Source organism: Paractinoplanes deccanensis (assembly GCF_016862115.1).
GTDB classification, from domain to species: domain Bacteria; phylum Actinomycetota; class Actinomycetes; order Mycobacteriales; family Micromonosporaceae; genus Actinoplanes; species Actinoplanes deccanensis.
Genome location: NZ_BOMI01000134.1, coordinates 42,985 through 59,361 on the forward strand (window position 1 = coordinate 42,985; position 16,377 = coordinate 59,361).

11 protein-coding genes and 1 tRNA gene are annotated in these 16,377 nt (G+C 71.5%); 5 read left to right on the forward strand and 7 right to left on the reverse strand.

Going from position 1 to position 16,377, the window contains the following annotated elements; genetic code table 11:
- Positions 1-51 precede the first annotated feature (51 nt).
- Entirely contained in the window at positions 52-930 is an 879-nt protein-coding gene (locus Ade02nite_RS33290; protein WP_203772526.1) for a hypothetical protein, read from the forward strand.
- Positions 931-992: 62 nt separating this feature from the next.
- On the opposite strand, the gene Ade02nite_RS33295 is transcribed toward Ade02nite_RS33290, so the two are convergent.
- Together Ade02nite_RS33295 and Ade02nite_RS33300 are read right to left on the reverse strand one after the other, a co-directional pair.
- The gene (locus tag Ade02nite_RS33295) at positions 993-4,280 is read right to left on the reverse strand and encodes a S8 family serine peptidase (protein ID WP_438871006.1); all 3,288 of its coding nucleotides are present in this window, start codon (positions 4,278-4,280) and stop codon (positions 993-995) included.
- Between the two features lie 195 nt (positions 4,281-4,475).
- Positions 4,476-5,015: a peroxiredoxin-like family protein gene (locus tag Ade02nite_RS33300; RefSeq protein WP_203772528.1), complete on the reverse strand. Its 540-nt coding sequence runs from the start codon at positions 5,013-5,015 to the stop codon at positions 4,476-4,478.
- A gap of 66 nt (positions 5,016-5,081) precedes the next feature.
- Between Ade02nite_RS33300 and Ade02nite_RS33305 the strand changes: the two genes are divergently transcribed.
- A complete protein-coding gene (locus tag Ade02nite_RS33305) occupies positions 5,082-5,720 on the forward strand; it encodes a TetR/AcrR family transcriptional regulator (protein ID WP_203772530.1) in 639 nt (212 codons plus the stop codon).
- On the opposite strand, the gene Ade02nite_RS33310 is transcribed toward Ade02nite_RS33305, so the two are convergent.
- The gene (locus Ade02nite_RS33310; RefSeq protein WP_203772532.1) at positions 5,677-6,855 is read right to left on the reverse strand and encodes a low temperature requirement protein A; all 1,179 of its coding nucleotides are present in this window, start codon (positions 6,853-6,855) and stop codon (positions 5,677-5,679) included. The two genes, Ade02nite_RS33305 and Ade02nite_RS33310, sit on opposite strands and share 44 nt — an antisense overlap.
- Entirely contained in the window at positions 6,852-7,280 is a 429-nt protein-coding gene (locus Ade02nite_RS33315; protein WP_203772534.1) for a GNAT family N-acetyltransferase, read from the reverse strand. The genes Ade02nite_RS33310 and Ade02nite_RS33315 overlap by 4 nt, the downstream gene beginning before the upstream one ends.
- 54 nt (positions 7,281-7,334) lie before the next feature.
- Here Ade02nite_RS33315 and Ade02nite_RS33320 point away from each other — a divergent pair, with 54 nt between their 5' ends.
- Positions 7,335-10,223, forward strand: a complete 2,889-nt coding sequence (locus tag Ade02nite_RS33320; RefSeq protein WP_203772536.1) for an Hsp70 family protein — start codon at positions 7,335-7,337, stop codon at positions 10,221-10,223.
- A 49-nt stretch (positions 10,224-10,272) separates the two neighbouring features.
- Here Ade02nite_RS33320 and Ade02nite_RS33325 read toward each other — a convergent pair whose 3' ends face one another.
- Positions 10,273-11,358: an ABC transporter ATP-binding protein gene (locus Ade02nite_RS33325; RefSeq protein WP_203772538.1), complete on the reverse strand. Its 1,086-nt coding sequence runs from the start codon at positions 11,356-11,358 to the stop codon at positions 10,273-10,275.
- A gap of 134 nt (positions 11,359-11,492) precedes the next feature.
- Between Ade02nite_RS33325 and Ade02nite_RS33330 the strand changes: the two genes are divergently transcribed.
- Positions 11,493-11,566, forward strand: a tRNA-Thr gene (locus tag Ade02nite_RS33330).
- A gap of 1,106 nt (positions 11,567-12,672) precedes the next feature.
- Complete coding sequence (locus tag Ade02nite_RS33335) at positions 12,673-13,785, forward strand: outer membrane protein assembly factor BamB family protein (RefSeq protein WP_203772540.1); 1,113 nt, start codon at positions 12,673-12,675, stop codon at positions 13,783-13,785.
- On the opposite strand, the gene rlmB is transcribed toward Ade02nite_RS33335, so the two are convergent.
- Both rlmB and cysS read right to left on the reverse strand, forming a co-directional pair.
- Entirely contained in the window at positions 13,779-14,900 is a 1,122-nt protein-coding gene (rlmB, locus tag Ade02nite_RS33340) for a 23S rRNA (guanosine(2251)-2'-O)-methyltransferase RlmB (protein ID WP_203772542.1), read from the reverse strand. The genes Ade02nite_RS33335 and rlmB overlap by 7 nt on opposite strands.
- Complete coding sequence (cysS, locus tag Ade02nite_RS33345) at positions 14,900-16,312, reverse strand: cysteine--tRNA ligase (protein WP_203772544.1); 1,413 nt, start codon at positions 16,310-16,312, stop codon at positions 14,900-14,902. The genes rlmB and cysS overlap by 1 nt, the downstream gene beginning before the upstream one ends.
- Positions 16,313-16,377 lie beyond the last annotated feature (65 nt).

Genomic DNA, 16,377 nt, shown 5'->3' on the forward strand with positions numbered 1-16,377 from the left:
CGATTTAGGGCTAATGGCTAGCATCCCCCAGTCGCCAAAGGGAGAAGTTCAGTGCGCAAATCGATCGTCGCCGGAGCGGTGCTCGCCGGAGGGATCTTCCTGTTCGGGGCCGCCCCCGCTCAGGCCGATCTCCTGCCCGGTGCGGGCACGGACACCGCCGAGCAGCAGCTCGACCAGCGGCTCGCCGACCTGCTCGGGCAGAGCAACGGGGTCAATGTGGACAATCCGCTGCGCTACAGCTCGCTGAACGACAGCCCGATCGCCCAGAACCCGGTCGTGCAGTTCAAGGCGCCGCAGGGCACCCCCGACCTCAACCCGATGCTGCCCGGCAACGCGGTCAACGAGCCGAAGCCGAAGCTGCCCGCCGCCGACGTCGTGGGCGGCACGCTCCAGCGGACCCGCGACGGCCGCCCGCTCGACCGCCCACTGCAGGACCTGCCCGTGCAGGATCTGCCCCTGCAGAACCTGCCGCTGCAGGAGCTCCCGCTGCGGCAGCTGCCGCTGCGCAACCTGCCGCTGGTCGGCGACTCCGGCAACCTGCCGCTGATCGGCGGCCTGCTCATGCCGGACGGCCAGCAGGCGGCCGTGCCGGGTCAGCAGCTCGCCCGCCCGGCCACCCGCCCGGTCGCCCGCCAGGCCGTCGCCGGCGGCCTCCTGCCGGACGGCACCGGCCCGGACGACGCGGACACCAGCGGCCTGCCCGCCGGCGGCATGGCCATCATCCCGGCCGCGACCGCCGCGCCCGGCTTCGGCGCCACCAAGAGCCAGACCAAGAACCCGGCGAAGAGCCACACCAAGGCCCCCGCGCAGCAGCCGCAGCCGATGGCCGCCCCGGAGGACCCGCGCCTGCACGAGGAGCCCATCGACGAGCACCGCCCGTTCTCGCCGAACGGTCGCCCGGTCGCCGGCGTCGACACGCAGTACAAGTAGGCCCGGACAGCAAACAGGCCCGCCCCCCGAACACGGGAGGCGGGCCTGTTTGCTGCCTGTCGTTATCCGGCGACGGAGGCGACGACGACCTTGGCACGGCCGACGACCGCGCCCTCGTCCGTCACGATGGCCAGGTCACCGAAGAGCTCCCGGTCCGCCGGCGGCGTCGAGGCCACCGTCACCGAGCCGGTCACGGTCGTGCTCGCCCCGTTGGCCAGGGTGACCGCCGTGGCCGGCGCGGTGATCGTGCCGAGCGCGGTGCTGTAGTAGACGTCGAGGTAGTCGTAGGCCGTCGTGCCCGCGGGCACCGAGTAGCCGTCCACCACGACCGTGTAGTCACCCGCCGGCGGGTTCGCCAGCGAGATCGACTCCTCCGAGTCGCCGTCCGCGTCCTGCCCGACCAGGGTGTCACCCCGGTAGAGGCTCAGGTCGAGGTCGGCGGCCGCGTCGGCCGGGTTGCCGATCGACACGTTCAGCGACGCCGAGCCGGCCGGCAGCGTGAACGTGTACTCCTGGCTCTCGCCGTCGGCGATCGTCGGCCGCTGCCGGTTGGCGCTGCCGAGCGGGCCGCCCTGCGGCGTGACCGTCACCGGGCCGAAGTTGTTGGTCACCGTCCAGGTGACCGGGTTGGCCGCGCCGATCGCCACGTTCGTCAGCGTCGTGGTCTCGGGCGCGACCGTCACGCCCTGCACCTTGGCGGTCAGCGTGAACGGGTTGCTGAGCAGCGGGCTGGTGCGCCGCGACTCGACCTCGAGCTCCCAGATGCCGGGGATCGGGTTCTCGTACGCCCGCTCGCTCGGCTTGCAGGCCGCCTCGTCGCTGTAGTTGGTGTAGCAGGCCGTCGACGCGGTGTCCTCCACCGGCACGCCGTACGGGTTGACGCCGATCCAGCGGACCTGCGAGCCGGCGGCGATGCCGGACAGGTCGACCTGCAGCGCCTTGGTGCCGACCGGCACGTTGACGTAGAACGAGGTCGTCGAGCTGCGGTCGACAGCGCCCTTGAACGTGTTGCTGTAGGCGGGCTTCGGCGACTCGACGCCGGTGACCACCGTGTTCAGCACCTCGAAGTCGATCACCGGGGTGGTCGGGTCGTCGACCTCGAGCAGGCCGCTCGTCACGCCGCTGTTGGCGCGCACCACGACCGGCACCGAGACGGTCTTCTTCAGCGGCAGCACGACCAGCGGCGACGTGAGGAAGTTGGCGCGGTCGCCCTTCCAGGTCAGCTTGTGCAGCACCGGGTAGCTCGGGCCCGACGTCCGGGTGAGCTTGATCGTGACGACCTTGGTCTGGCCGGCCTTGAAGCCGCCCGCGGAGGCCGCGCACCGGTTGTAGATGCCGACGCCCTGGCCGTCGGTGGCCAGCAGGTCGTCGAGCGGCGTGCAGACCGGCGCCGACGACGTGTAGTCGCGCGTCGGCGACTTCTTCTTCAGCAGGCTCCACGCGCTGGGCACGTCGAGCTGGCCGTAGCCCTGCTCGTTGACCTGCTCGCCCGGGATCGCGTCGGCGGTCGAGTAGATCGCGCGGCGCAGCGACGCGGGGGAGACCTTGAAGCCGTTCTGCTTGGCGGCCGAGAGCAGCAGCGCGGCGCCACCGGCGGCCTGCGGGGAGGCCATCGACGTGCCGTTCTGCATCGAGTAGCCGACCGGCAGCGTGTACGGCACGGTGGCCAGGCCGGGCACGACCTCCCACGTCGGGCTCAGCGAGACGGCCGAGCCGGGCGCGGCGATGTTCGGCTTGAAGCCGCCGTCCTCACGCGGACCGCGCGACGAGAACGGGATCAGCTGCTGGTCCTTGCGGGTGACCGCGCCGTAGTTGGCGAGCCAGGTCTCCTTGGTGATGCTGGCCGCCACGCTGACCACGTCGGAGGCCACGGACGGGTCGCCGATCGTGTTGACGCCCGGGCCGCTGTTGCCGGCCGAGATGAACATCTGCACGCCGTACTTGCGGATCAGGTCGTTGTAGAGGTCGGCGCGCGCGTTGTTGCCGTCGTTCAGCGCGGGCAGGCCGCCGATCGACATGTTGATCACGTCGACGTGCCGGTTGATCACCAGGTCGCTCATGCCGGTGGTCAGCGCGGCCGCGGTGCAGCCACCGCCCCACGAGCAGGCCCGGGACGAGACGATCTTCGCACCGGGCGCCTGGCCGTCGAAGTTGGCGTTGCCGAGCAGGTCGTTGCCCGCGGCGATGCCGGCGACGTGCGAGGCGTGCAGGCTCTCCGGGATGCCGATGTTGACGAAGTCGGCGACGGTGCCCTCCGGGTAGCCGGCCGGCTCGATGTCGACGTCCTCGCGGTACTCGACGACGAACGGCATGCGCTCGGCCACCTCGGTGGCCGGGTTGTCCTTGCCGAAGTAGCCGACGTCGTACTTCTCCTGGTACGGCCGCATCACGGCGTCGTCGGTGAAGTCGAGGTTCTGGTTGACGTCGACCCGGATGTCGTGGCTCACCGGGTCGTAGAGGATGCCCCACCTGTCGGTGGTGTCGCCGTCGCGGTTGACGTCACCCGCCGGGTCGCTGCCGGCCGTGATCGACTCGCTGAAGCGGTTGATGAGGTAGGCGCCGGCCGGGGCCTTCCAGGTCGCGTCCGCGTACGTGAACGACGGACCGGTGACCGAGGTCAGCATGGCGCGCCACGAGCCGTCGCCCTCGAGCAGCGGGTCGGTCGCGGTGACCCAGTCGACGATCTTGCGCTCGCCGGTGGTGGTCTTCTGGAGGGCCGGGTGGGCGAGGTCCACGCCGGAGTCCATGATGCCGATCGTGATGCCGCGGCCGTCGTATTTCGGGTTCTTCTTCTTGAAGTCCACCGAGCCGGTCTCGTCGGTCGGCAGGTACGGGTTGGCGGCGGGCGTCGACGGGCCGGGCGGGGCGAGCGGCGCGGCCGGCTTCGACGACTGCGTGCCGGACAGGTCGGTCTCGGGCAGCTTGATGGTCTCGTCGAGGTCGACGGCCTGGATGCCGGCGAGCTTCGCGGCGGCGACGACCTGACCGGTCGGTACCGAGGCAAGCACGTAGCCGATCTGGTCGAAGCGCCGCGCGACGACGCCGCCCAGCCCCTCGATCTTCGCGGCGACGTCGGCGGACTTGCCGTCCTCGGCCGCGATGATGACGGTGACGTTCTTCTTCTTGGCCGCCACGGCCTGGGCGAGCAACTCGGCGTCGTGCGAGCCGAGGGTGTCGGCCGGCGACTCCTTGGGGGTGTCGGATGCCTTCTGCTGTGCGGCGGGCGAACTGCCCGAGCCGGGCTCGGCCGCGGCCGGGAGCGATCCGGTCATCGTCGCCGCGCCGGTGGCCAGGCCGGCCGCCAGCACCGAGATGAACGTTCGACGGCCCCAAGTGGATTGTTGTCTCACGTACGGGTCCTCCGGAAGGAAGGCGCTCAGCGGGGGTTCACTGCGCGCATCTCCCGGAATCTTCCGATCGATCTGAATAGAAGTCACTACGGTCTATGACGTCGTGACTAGGCCGTGACATTCAAAACTACGCATGGAAGCCGGACCATTTCCGGCAGGTTACCGGCGAAAACGCAGAATGCGCTCGCGCGCGCCTTATCGATATCCGCCCATGCGAAGCCAATTGCCCGACCTCGCGAGGAGATCGTCGACGGACCATTGGTCGTACGCGTGCTTGCCGAACTTGCTCGCCACGGTCCGCCCGTCCGGCGCGATCAGGAAATCCGCCGGCAGCCCGAGCCGCCCGTGCGGTTGCGTGCCGGCCGGCGCGGCCTCCCGTCCCCGCACGATCATCACCGTCCCGCGGGCCAGCGACCGGACCAGCGGCCACCACGCGCGCGGGTGCGCCAGCGCCCGCGGCGACGCCTGCACCCCGTACTCGATGTAGAGCCTCTTCTGCGGATCGGGGATGACGGCGAACGGCAGGTCGTACTCCCGCAGCTCCTCCGCCGGCGAATGGAAGACGACGACCTCGCGGATGCCGGCCGCCTCGATCTCGGCATGCCGCCGGACGATCGACTGGAGGTGCAGATTGCAGATCGGGCATCCGGCGAACCGCCGGAACTGCAGGTGGACGAGGCGCTCGGGGTCGGGGACCGGCACCACCGCGCCGTCGGCGGCGATCAGCTCACGCATGGCACTCCCTCGTAGGCGTACAACGTACGCTCAAGGATGTAGGCGTATGGCGTACGCTGTCAACCCGTGCCCCGCCCTCGATCCCTGCACCCCGACCGCCTCGCCGAGGCCGCGCTGGCGGTCATCGACCGCGACGGCCTGGCCGGCCTCACCATGCGCGCCGTCGCCGCCGAGCTCGGCATGAGCACCATGGCGCTCTACCGCTACGTCGCCGACCGCTCCGAGCTCGAACTGCTCGTGGCCGACTGGTGCCTGCGCGACCTGGACACGTCACTGCCACCCGCTCCGCAGTGGACAGACCAGATCAAAATCCTCGTTCTGCGCGTACGGGATCAGATCGGCACCCATCAGCAGGCGGTGCCGCTGCTGATCGCCAACCGGCAGCGCAGCCGCCCCCTGCTGCGCTGGGCCGAAGCGGTGACAACGGTCCTCGACGCCGCCGGCTTCACCGGGACCGACCGGGTGATCGCGCTGCGCGGCCTCGTCGGCTACCTCAACGGAGCCCTGCTCCAGGAGCATCTCGGCGCGCTCGGCGGCACCGGCACCGAGACCATCGCGGCGCAGACCGACTTCCCGATGATGCGCGACACCGCGCGGGCCGCCCGGCACGTCTCGCCCGAGGACGAGTTCGCGGGCGGCCTCGACATCGTGCTGCGCGGGCTCAGCCGATCCGGTCCGGCACCCGCCGGCCCAGCGTCATGGTGATCGCGACCAGCACGACCAGCAGCACCGCCAGGACCTCGACCGGCCCCGGCACGAGCGGAGTGAGCAGGCACAGGACCACGAAGGCCGGATAGACCAGCAGCAACGGGCCGCTCTGGTGCGGCCGGATGTGCAGCAGCCACACGAAGAACAAATAGACGGCGACGGGCACGGCGATCGCGTACGCGGCCGGCCGCCCCGAGATCTCCGCGTGGTGCGTCACGTAGTCGACGTTGACCCCGATACCGGCGCCCACCGCGGCCGCCGCCGCGAAGATGAAGTAGTGGCCGTAACCCCACATCAGCGACGTGCGCAACCGGGTGATCAGGTGGTGCGCCGACCGGTCGAAGTAGAGCCACCACAGCGCGAAGACCACCACGATCGCCGACACCGCCAGGCTGATCAGCTCCGCCTCGTGCTCGCCCTCGTCGAAGGCGCTCTGGAAGGCGACCGTCGCCGACAGCACCGCCTCACCCAGCACGATGATGGTGAACAGGCCGTACCGCTCGGTGATGTGATGCGGGTGGTACGTGGTCGGCCCGCCCGGCGCGGCTTCCGCCCAGACCGGCACGGCCAGCTCCAGCAGCGCCAGCGCCACGAAGGCCGGCGTGATCCACGGCGAGTCGTGCGGGATCAGCAGCCGCAGCAGCCAGAGCACCTGCACGGCGGTCACCCCGATCGCATACCGGTACGCGGTCAGGCGCCGCGGCGCGTCGGAGCGCGCGGCGCGCAGCCACTGCGACACCAGGGCCAGCCGCATGATGACGTAGCCGATCGTGATGACCAGGAAGTCGGTGCGCTCGAACGCCGCCTCGACGCCGGCGGCCAGCACCAGCGCGCCGCCGATCTGCACCAGCGTGGTGATCCGGTAGACGTCGTCGTCGGTGTCGTAGGCCGAGGCGAACCAGGTGAAGTTCATCCACGCCCACCAGATCGCGAAGAACACGGTCAGGTAGCCGTACAGCCCGTGCCCGACGTGGTGCTCGGAGATGCTGTGGTGCAGCGGCAGGGCCGCCTGGGCGACCGCCACCACGAAACACAGGTCGAAGAAGAGCTCCAGCGGCGTCGCGACGCGGTGCGGCTCGTCGGCCGAGCGCGCCCGCATCGGCGCCAGGAACTGGCGGGTCGGACTCGTCATTCGCGCACTCCGTCTATCAGGTCCCAGTTGAGCAGCGTGAACGGCGCCTCCTCGGAAGCGCCGGCCCGGCGGTACGTGGCGAGGGCCGCGTCGTTGCCCGGCTCCGTGCCGACCCACATGCCGTAGCAGCCGGTGCGCCGCGCCACGGCCGCCAGCTCTTCGACCAGACGGGTGGCCACTCCGTGACGGCGCGAGCCCTCGCTCACACCCAGCTCGTAGATGAACATCTCGGTGCCCTTGTCGGGATGGGTCATCTCGACCCCCGAGATCATCCCGATCGGCACGCCGGCGTCGTCGTACGCCACCAGCAGGTGATGCCCCGGCGAGGCGAGGAACCGCTCGGTCACCCCGGGCAACGGCGGCGCGTCGAAGAGCCCCGCGGCGGCGTGCACCGCGCCGGCCTCCTCGATCCGCTCGATACGCATGGCGACCACCATAGGTGGCGGGACGCGTCGTACCCAGGTCGTAGCATGACGCGCATGACCGACGGCTTCGTGCTCGGTGTCGATCTCGGCACGTCGCACACGGTGGCGATGCTCCGCCGGCCCGACGGGCGCACCCGCCCGCTGCTCTTCGACGGCCGCCCGCTGCTGCCCTCGGCGGTGTTCCTCGACCCCACCGGCCGCCTCCACGTCGGCGCCGACGCCCTGCGCCTCGGCCACGCCGACCCCGGCCGCCTGGAGCCCCACCCCAAACGCCACGTGGACGACGACACGGTCATGCTCGGCGACGGCGCGACAGTGCCCGTGGACGGCCTCTTCGCCGCGCTGCTCGGCGCCGTGGCCCGCGAGGCCGTCGCCACCGCCGGCTTCCTGCCGCCCGCCGTGGTCACCCACCCGGCGTCGTGGGGCGCCCAGCGCCGCGCCGTGCTCACCCAGGCCCTCGCCCGAGCCGGCTGGCCCGCCGAGACCGCCCTGGTCCCCGAGCCCGTGGCCGCCGCCCGCTACTTCGCCGAGGTCCTGCGCCGCCCCTTGCCCGAGGGCGCTTCGCTGGCCGTCTTCGACTTCGGCGCCGGCACCCTCGACACGGCCGTGGTCCGCCGCGACGCCGACGGCTTCTCGGTCACCGCGTCGGGCGGCGCCGACGACCTGGGCGGCCTCGACATCGACGCGGCCCTCGTCGACCACCTCGGCAAGTCGCTGAGCGCCGCCGAGCCCACCGCCTGGCAGGCCCTCACCGAGCCGGCGACCCTCGCCCAGTGGCGCGCCCGCCGCCAGTTCTGGGAGGACGTGCGCGGCGCAAAGGAGATGCTGTCCCGCGGCTCCTTCGCCCCCGTCCCGATCCCCGGCGTCGAGCACGCCGTCCACCTGACCCGCGACGAGCTCGAGGCCGCCGCCGACCCCCTGGTGCGCCGCGCCGTCACCGAGGCCGCCACAGTGATCGCCGCCGCCGGACTGGCCCCCGCCGACCTCGCCGGCCTGTTCCTGGTGGGCGGCTCCTCCCGCGTGCCGCTCGTCGCCCGCCTGCTGCACAGCGAGCTCGGCATCGCCCCCACCGTCCTGGAACAGCCCGAGCTCCCGGTCGCCGAGGGCGCCACCCTCGCGGGCGCCCTCCGCTACGCCCCGGGCGTGGCCACGGCGGCCACCCCGGCCCCCACCCCGCCGACCGTCCCCGCCGTTCCGCCTCCCATCACCGACACCCAGGCCGCCGGCACACCCGTCGATCCGGTCTCCCCCGCCCACACCGGCGCGCCCTCCCACCCCAGCGCGCCCTCCCACCCCGGCGCGCCCTCCCACCCCAGCGCGCCCTCCCACCCCAGCGCGCCCTCCCACCGCGACGCAGCGGCCGCCTCGCATGCCGCCGTTTCCGGGCCGCCTTCCTCACCGCCCCCTCTCCCTTCCCCTTCCGTTCCGGACAAAAAGGGCGAAGCGGAATATCCCGAGCCCGTCGACCCGTGGGCCACGGCCGAGGCCGCCGCGATCGCCGCAGGTCACGTGTCCGCTCCGCCCGAGCCCTCGCCGGCAGCGCCCTGGCAGCCACCCGCGCCGCCACCCAGCGACCCCGCCGCCCAGCCCCGCCGTGGCCGCCGCCGCGCCTGGATCATCGCCGGCGCGGCCGGCCTGGCCGTCACGCTCGCCGCCGGCACCGCCCTGGCCTGGACCCTCTGGCCGCGCTACCCGGCCCTCGACTACCAGCCTCTCAGCGACCCGCGGCACATCCCGGCCGCCGTGCCGATCGGCTCCGCCTGGTCCGACGCGGCCGTGCTCGGCGACCGCGTCTACTTCGCCTCCACCGACTACGACACCGGCGACCTCGGCGTCGTCGCGGTCGACGGCGACGACAAGACCCCGGCCTGGAGCCACAAGGAGACCGGCGTCGCCGACCGCTGGCGCCAGATGACCGCCCTCCCCGACGGCGTGGCCCTCTTCAGCGACACCGACACCGACAACGGCACCCGCGAACTGCTGATCCTCGACGCCGGCAAGGGCGGCAAGCGCTGGCAGCGCACCCTGGGCCGCGACGACCTCGTCTTCTTCGCCGGCGGCCACGCGATCGTCACCGACCGGCAGGACCGCCGCCTCATCGGCGTCCGGCTCAGCGACGGCAAAGAACAGTGGACCCTGCCCGACCCCGGCGAATCCACCCTGGCGACCGCCGTCCACACCGTCACCACCCCCGCCGACCTCGACGGCCCCGCCACCCTCACCGGCCGCCCCGTCGACGCCGACCTCGGCGACGACCCCCGCCTCGTGCAGGTCACCCCCGACCGTTCCGTCCGGGTCATCGACGCGGCCACCGGCGAGGTCACCGCCGAACGGCAGAGCGTCGCCGACACCGACGACGAGCTCATCGCCCACCACGGCCGGCTGATCGTCCGCGAAGGCCAGGACGCCGACCGCATCGTCACCTACCAGCTCGACAAGCTCGGCGAGCCCGACGTCACCTACACGGCCCGCACCGCCACCGCCAAGCTGAGCGGCCTCACCCCGTGCGGCGACGACCGGGTCTGCGCCATCGAATCCACCGGGTACGGCGACGAGAACGCCGTCGTGGTCGCCCTCGACGTGGCACAAGGCCGAAAGCTGTGGGAGCGCCCGGTGCCCAAGGCCGACACCCTCGTCCCCGTCGGCGAGGCCGTCCTCGCCCGCTCCACCGCCCCGCAGACCACGCTCATCGACGCGTCCGGCAAGCAGATCTGGACAGCCAAGGCCGACGCCGTACGCCTCGACGCCGCCAACATCCTCGAATTCAGCAAGCCCCTCGTCGGCTACGTCGACGACCCCGCCCTCGCCGGCCGCCACCTCGGCGACGACCCCGTCCAGCTCGGCCCCCTCCAAGGCGCCCGCACCAGCACCTGCGCCTGGAACACGTCCCTGCTGGCCTGCGTGGCCGACGAAGACTTCCTGATCACCCGATACGCCAAGTAAAAAGCGGCCCCCCGGAGATCCGGGAGGCCGCTTCTATCAGTCAGTTACATCAGATGCGAACGCCGCTCTCCGCGTTGAACACGTGGATGCCGGCCGTCTGCGGCTTGATGAAGACCGTCTCACCCATGTTGGGCATGTGGCGGCGGTCCGTGCGCACCACGAAACGCTCCGAGCCACCGTCCAGGTCGGCGTGGCCGTACACGTTCGCGTCCGAACCCAGGTCCTCGACCAGGTCCACCACGATCGGGAAGCCACCCTCGCCCTCCGACACCAGGTCGGCAGCCTCCGGACGGAAACCGATCGTCACCTTGCCGTTGCCCGACTGCGCCGCCGCGACCTGCTCACGGGTCATCGGAAGCGTCAGCGAACCGAACTTGCCACCCGCCTCCGACAGCGGAACCGTCTTGATGTTCATCGCCGGCGAGCCCATGAAGCCCGCGACGAAAACATTGCCCGGCGTGTCGTACAGGGCCCGCGGCGTGTCCACCTGCTGCAGAACACCGTCGAGCATGACCGCCACCCGGTGGCCCATCGTCATGGCCTCGACCTGGTCGTGCGTCACGTAAACCGTCGTGACACCCAGCTTCGCCTGCAGCGTCGCGATCTGCGAACGCGTCTGCACACGCAGCTTCGCGTCAAGGTTCGACAGCGGCTCATCCATGAGGAACACCTGCGGCTCACGCACAATCGCGCGGCCCATCGCGACACGCTGACGCTGACCACCCGACAGCGCCTTCGGCTTACGCGAAAGGTACTCGTCGAGCTGCAGGAGGGCAGCGGCCTCCTTGACCCGGCGGTCGATCTCCGCCTTCGACGTCTTACGCAGCTTCAGCGCGAAAGCCATGTTCTCGTACACCGACATGTGCGGGTACAGAGCGTAGTTCTGGAAGACCATCGCGATGTCGCGGGACTTCGGAGGAAGGTTGGTGACATCCTTGCCCTCGATGAGGATCCGCCCCCGGTCGACATCCTCCAGACCCGCGAGCATGCGCAGGCTGGTGGACTTGCCACAACCGGAAGGGCCGACCAGAACGAGGAACTCCCCGTCACCGATCTCGAGATCGAGCTCGTTCACCGCGGGGCGCTCAGACCCCGGGTAGATACGAGAGGCCTTGTCATAGGTGACCGTAGCCATGGTGAACCGACTTCCTTTCCACCGGCAGGAACGTGCCGGACGATCCGAGTGGAAACAGCCCCGTAAACGTAAAGCTTTTTACACGTCATGCCAAGAGTGGCCGTTAAGCCCCCAGCAGATATGCTCACACCCACGCCCCTGTAGCTCAGCTGGCCAGAGCACCCGTCTTGTAAACGGGAGGTCGTCGGTTCGATCCCGACCGGGGGCTCGGGTGGGGGTGGAGTGTGTTTGCGGAAAGCGCAAACCATCCCGCCTCGCGTATCTACCTGGGGGCCGAGCCCCCAGACCCCCACGGTGCGGTGGTTGCGCTTGCGGGGGCGGTTGCGGCTGCGGTTGTGGGCGGGGGTCTGCCGCGCTGCGCGCGGATCGTCGTCACTGGGGCACGGCGAGGTGGTGCGCTTGGCCTGGGCCATTCGGCCGGACTGAGCCGGCGTGGTCGGCCGGTCAATCAGTAAGTCCGAGGCGGGATGCTCGGCCCGGGGCCATTCATTCGGCCGGGGCCAGCGCGCTCGGCCGAGCCATCCGCCCAGCCAGGCAACCAGTCCAAGGCCAGCGCGCCTGCGCCGGGCCAGCAAGCCCAGCCAGCACGCGCGGCTCGGGGCAGCCGGCCAGTCCGAGGCCGGCGCGCCTGCGCCAGATCAGCAAGCCAGCCAGCACGCCCGGGTCGGGGCAGCCGGCCAGTCCGAGGCCAGCGCGCCTGCGCCAGATCGGCAAGCCAGCCAGCACGCCCGGCTCGGGGCAGCTGGCCAGTGCATGGCCGGCGCGCCCGGGTCGGGGCAGGCGACCAGCGCGGGCAGGCAAACTCGGCCTCGGCCATCCACAGTTAAGGTCGGGCACGCTCGCCCAAGCCACCCACCGAGCCCCAACGGCGCGGACAGGCCACCCAGCCAGGCGCCAGACCAGCGCACCCGGGCGGGCCGTCAGCGCAAGCGGCGCACTCGGCCCGACACCCCACAAACCCAGGCCGAAATGCCCCAGCCCTACCAGCGCGAGCCGGAAGCGGACCGTCCTGGGCGGCCAAGGTCTGCCCCGCGTCGCATGTCGGAAATATCCCCGGTGCCGTCAAACGGGTTTTCATCGCCCGGCTTGGCTTGGGGGATCCCGTTGCGACGACGGGTGTGGTCCATCACGAGGGGGTGGGGTGCGCAACCGGGGTGTGGTTGCGCACCCCACCCCCTCGTGATCCCCTCGCACGGCGCCGCAACGGGATCCCCCAAGCCAAGCCCCAAGCCTCATCCGGATCCCAGCAGCGATGACCGGGGTCTGGGGCAGAGCCCCAGGGTCTTACACCGAACAAACTTCGTTGATCACCACATGAAGATCAAGTTGTACGCAGTGGTGACCGCCCTGGTCCTGGTCCCCACCCCCGCGGCGGCGGCCGAAAGCACAGACTGGCCCCAACCCGGCTACGGCCCCGGCAACACCCACTACAACCCCGCCGAGAGCCGCCTCAACGCCGCCACCATCGCCCGGGTCGAACAGCGCTGGACGCTCCCCACCCGGACCTCGAACTGCGACGTCGGCGCCCAGCCCGTCGTCAAAGGCAAGAGCCTGTACAGCAACGATCCCGGCGGCATCGGCGCCTACGACACCGCCACCGGCAAGCGGAGATGGCACGTGGCCCTGCCCCGGACGACCGTCAGGAGCCTCGCCCTGGCCGACGGCAAGCTGCTCATGCTGTCGTCGGAGTGCCGCGTCCCGGCGAAGTTCGAGAGCCACCTGTCGGCCTTCGATCCCGCGACCGGCAGCAGGCTCTGGGCGACCGGGCTGGAGAAGTTCAGCTACGACATGCGTGTCGATCGGGGCACCGTCGTGCTCGACAGCAACCGGGACGGCCTCGCCTCGACGATCGCCTACGCGGTGGTGGACGGGAAGTTCCGCTGGCTGCGGCGAGGTGACCGGGGCGACGGTCTCGTGTCCGCCGGTGGGCGCCTACTGCTGCGCAGGGCGGGCGGTGGGGCGGTCGCGGTGGCGGTGACCAGCGGCAAGACCCTCTGGCAGACCACCGGCAACTGGTACGCGGTGGGCGCCGACCCGGCCGGCACGCGGTTCTACGTCGCCGGCGGGCCGGGGCTCAGCGCCGTCGAGGCGGCCACCGGGAAGGTGGTCTGGTCGACCCGGATCCAGGCCGGTGACGTCACCGCGGACAACAACCACGTGTTCTTCAGCCGGCACCGCAGCGCCACCGCTCTCGACGCCGGGACCGGCCGGAAGCTCTACTCCGTGCACACCGCGGCGGCCGCGGGCCGTTGCGTGCGTGCCGGTGGCCTGCTCTACACGCCGACGAGCGCGGGGCTGTCGGTGGCGAGCGCCGCCACGGGCGTACCGCTGAAGGTGAAGCTGAGCGCCGACCAGGACCACCCGCCCGTTGTCGCGGGCGGGTGGCTCTATGTCACTCGGGGTGGGGTGCTGCGCGCCTACTACTGACCGTAGGTGCGGCGGCGGGTCACCTCGGCGAGGGTCACCGCGGCGGCGACGCTGGCGTTCAGCGACTCGACGTCGGTGGCCATCGGGATGCTCACGCGCAGGTCGCAGGTTTCGCCGACGAGGCGGGACAGGCCGCGGCCCTCGGAGCCGACGACCACGAGCAGCGGGCCCACGGCGGCCTCGAGCTGGTAGAGGTCGGTCTCGCCGTCGGCGTCGAGGCCGATCGCGGTGAAGCCGGCCTTTTGCGCGGCCTTGACGGCGCGGGTCAGGTTGACGACCTGGGAGACCGGCACGCGGGCGGCCGCGCCGGCACTGGTGCGCCAGGCGGTCGCGGTGATGCCGGCGGCGCGGCGCTCGGTCATGAAGACGCCGTGACCGCCGAAGGCCGCCACCGAGCGGATGACCGCGCCCACGTTGCGCGGGTCGGTCACGCCGTCGAGCGCGACGAGCAGCGGGGCGGGCTGTTCGAGGGCGGCGGCGACCAGGTCGTCGAAGTCCTCGTAGGCGAACGGCGGGACCTGGAGGCCGATGCCCTGGTGGAGGACGCCGCCGGTCATCCGGTCGAGCTCGTTGCGGCCGATCTCGAGGATCGGGATGCCACGGTCGCCGGCCGTACGGACGATCTCGGCGACCCGGTCGTCGATGTCGATGCCCTGCGCCACGTAGAGCGCGGTGGCCGGCACCGCGGCGCGCAGCGCCTCGACCACCGGGTTGCGGCCGAGCAGCAGCTCGGGACCTTCCTTGGTGGGGTTGGAGCGCCGGCCGGGCGCGACCCGCGGGCCGCCGCGCGTGGCGAACTTGCCGCGCGGCTGCGGGCCCCGGGCCGGGACGCCACGGCCGCCGCCGCGACCCCAGGTGGTGTCCTTGCTGCCGGGGACGCCGACCTTGGGCGCGCGGCCCTCGGCGGCCGCCGCGCGGCGCTCCTTGTCCTGCTTGCGGGCCGTCTTCTCGGGCAGCTTCTCGGTGCCCGAGTAGCCCTTGTGCCAGGGGCGCTCGTCGGCGGGCAGGGTGCGGCCCTTGCCCTTGAGGCCGGAGCGGTTCTTGCCGCCCGACCCGGCCGGCGCGCCCTTCTTGGCGACCGTGCGCTTGCTCGCGTTTCGTGAATTGCCCGGCATCAGTGCTCTCCTACCGTCCATCGCGGCCCGGCCGGAGTGTCCTCCACCTGAATTCCCGCGTTCTTGAGCTGGTCGCGCACCGAGTCGGCGGCGGCCCAGTCCTTCCTTGCCCGGGCCTGCGCGCGCTGCTCGAGCGCGAGCTTGACCAGCGCGTCGACGACCGGCTTGAGGTCGCTCTGTGCGGAGCCACCGGTCCAGATCTCGTCGAGCGGGTCGAGGCCCAGGACACCCAGCATCGCGCGGACGGCGGTGAGCGCCCCGCGGATGCCGGCCTCGTCGTTGGCCGCGAGGGCCGTGTTGCCCTCGCGGATGGTGTCGTGCACGATCGCCAGCGCCGCCGACGTGTTGAGGTCGTCGTTCATGGCGGCGGCGAAGGCCGGCGGCACGTCCTTGGGACGGCCGGGCCCGACGATCTCGGCGGCCCGCTGCACGAAGCCCTCGATGCGGCGGTAGGCCGTCGCGGCCTCGCGCAGCGCGTCGTCGGAGTAGTCGATGCGCGAGCGGTAGTGCGGCGTGGCGAGGTAGTAGCGCACCTCGACGTCGCGGATGCCCATCGCGCGCACCGAGTCGAGGTCGATCACGTTGCCCAGCGACTTGCTCATCTTGGCCTCGCCGAGGTTGAGCAGCGCGTGGTGCACCCAGTGGCGCGCGAACGGCAGGCCGGCCGAGCGGGACTGGGCGATCTCGTTCTCGTGGTGGGGGAACGTCAGGTCGACGCCGCCGCCGTGGATGTCGAACTCGTCGCCCAGGTAGCGCCGGGCCATGGCCGAGCACTCGATGTGCCAGCCGGGGCGGCCGTGACCCCACGGCGACGGCCACGAGGCGTCGGCGGGCTCGTCGGCCTTGGCGCCCTTCCAGAGGGCGAAGTCGCGGTAGTCGCGCTTGTCGGGCTCGCCGCCGTCGGACGGCGGGCGCATGTCGTCGGGGTTTTGGCCGGAGAGGGCGCCGTAGCCGGCGTAGGAGGGCACGTCGAAGTAGACGTCGCCGTTGCCGCCGGCCGCCGGGTAGGCGTGGCCGCGCTCGATCAGCGTGGTGATGAGCTCGTGCATCTCGGGGATGTGCGCGGTGGCCAGCGGCTCGTAGGTCGGCGGGAGCACGTTGAGGTCGCGGTAGTTCGCGTCGAGCACCTGCTTGTTGGCGAACGCGATCGACCAGAACGGCCGGCCCTGCGCCACCGCCTTGTCGAGGATCTTGTCGTCGACGTCGGTGACGTTGCGGATGAAGGTGACCTCGTAGTTGGTGTGCAGGAGCCAGCGGCGCAGCACGTCGTAGTTGACGGCGGAACGGAGATGGCCGATGTGGGGCACCGACTGCACGGTGAGACCGCACAGGTAGATACCGACCTGACCGGGCGTCTTCGGGACGAAGTCCCGGACGGATCGGGTCGCGGTGTCATACAAGCGCAAACTCACCTGACAAGGGTACCGGCCCTGCCAAGCGGATACCCGCCCCGCCCGAGGGACCGAGCAGGGCGGAT

Coding starts and splice junctions, on each gene's coding strand:
- Ade02nite_RS33300 (WP_203772528.1), bottom strand. CDS start 5,015: ATGCGTGAGCTGATCGCCGCCGACGGCGCGGTGGTGCCGGTCCCCGAC.
- Ade02nite_RS33310 (WP_203772532.1), bottom strand. CDS start 6,855: ATGACGAGTCCGACCCGCCAGTTCCTGGCGCCGATGCGGGCGCGCTCG.
- Ade02nite_RS33315 (WP_203772534.1), bottom strand. CDS start 7,280: ATGCGTATCGAGCGGATCGAGGAGGCCGGCGCGGTGCACGCCGCCGCG.
- Ade02nite_RS33320 (WP_203772536.1), top strand. CDS start 7,335: ATGACCGACGGCTTCGTGCTCGGTGTCGATCTCGGCACGTCGCACACG.
- Ade02nite_RS33325 (WP_203772538.1), bottom strand. CDS start 11,358: ATGGCTACGGTCACCTATGACAAGGCCTCTCGTATCTACCCGGGGTCT.
- Ade02nite_RS33335 (WP_203772540.1), top strand. CDS start 12,673: ATGAAGATCAAGTTGTACGCAGTGGTGACCGCCCTGGTCCTGGTCCCC.
- rlmB (WP_203772542.1), bottom strand. CDS start 14,900: ATGCCGGGCAATTCACGAAACGCGAGCAAGCGCACGGTCGCCAAGAAG.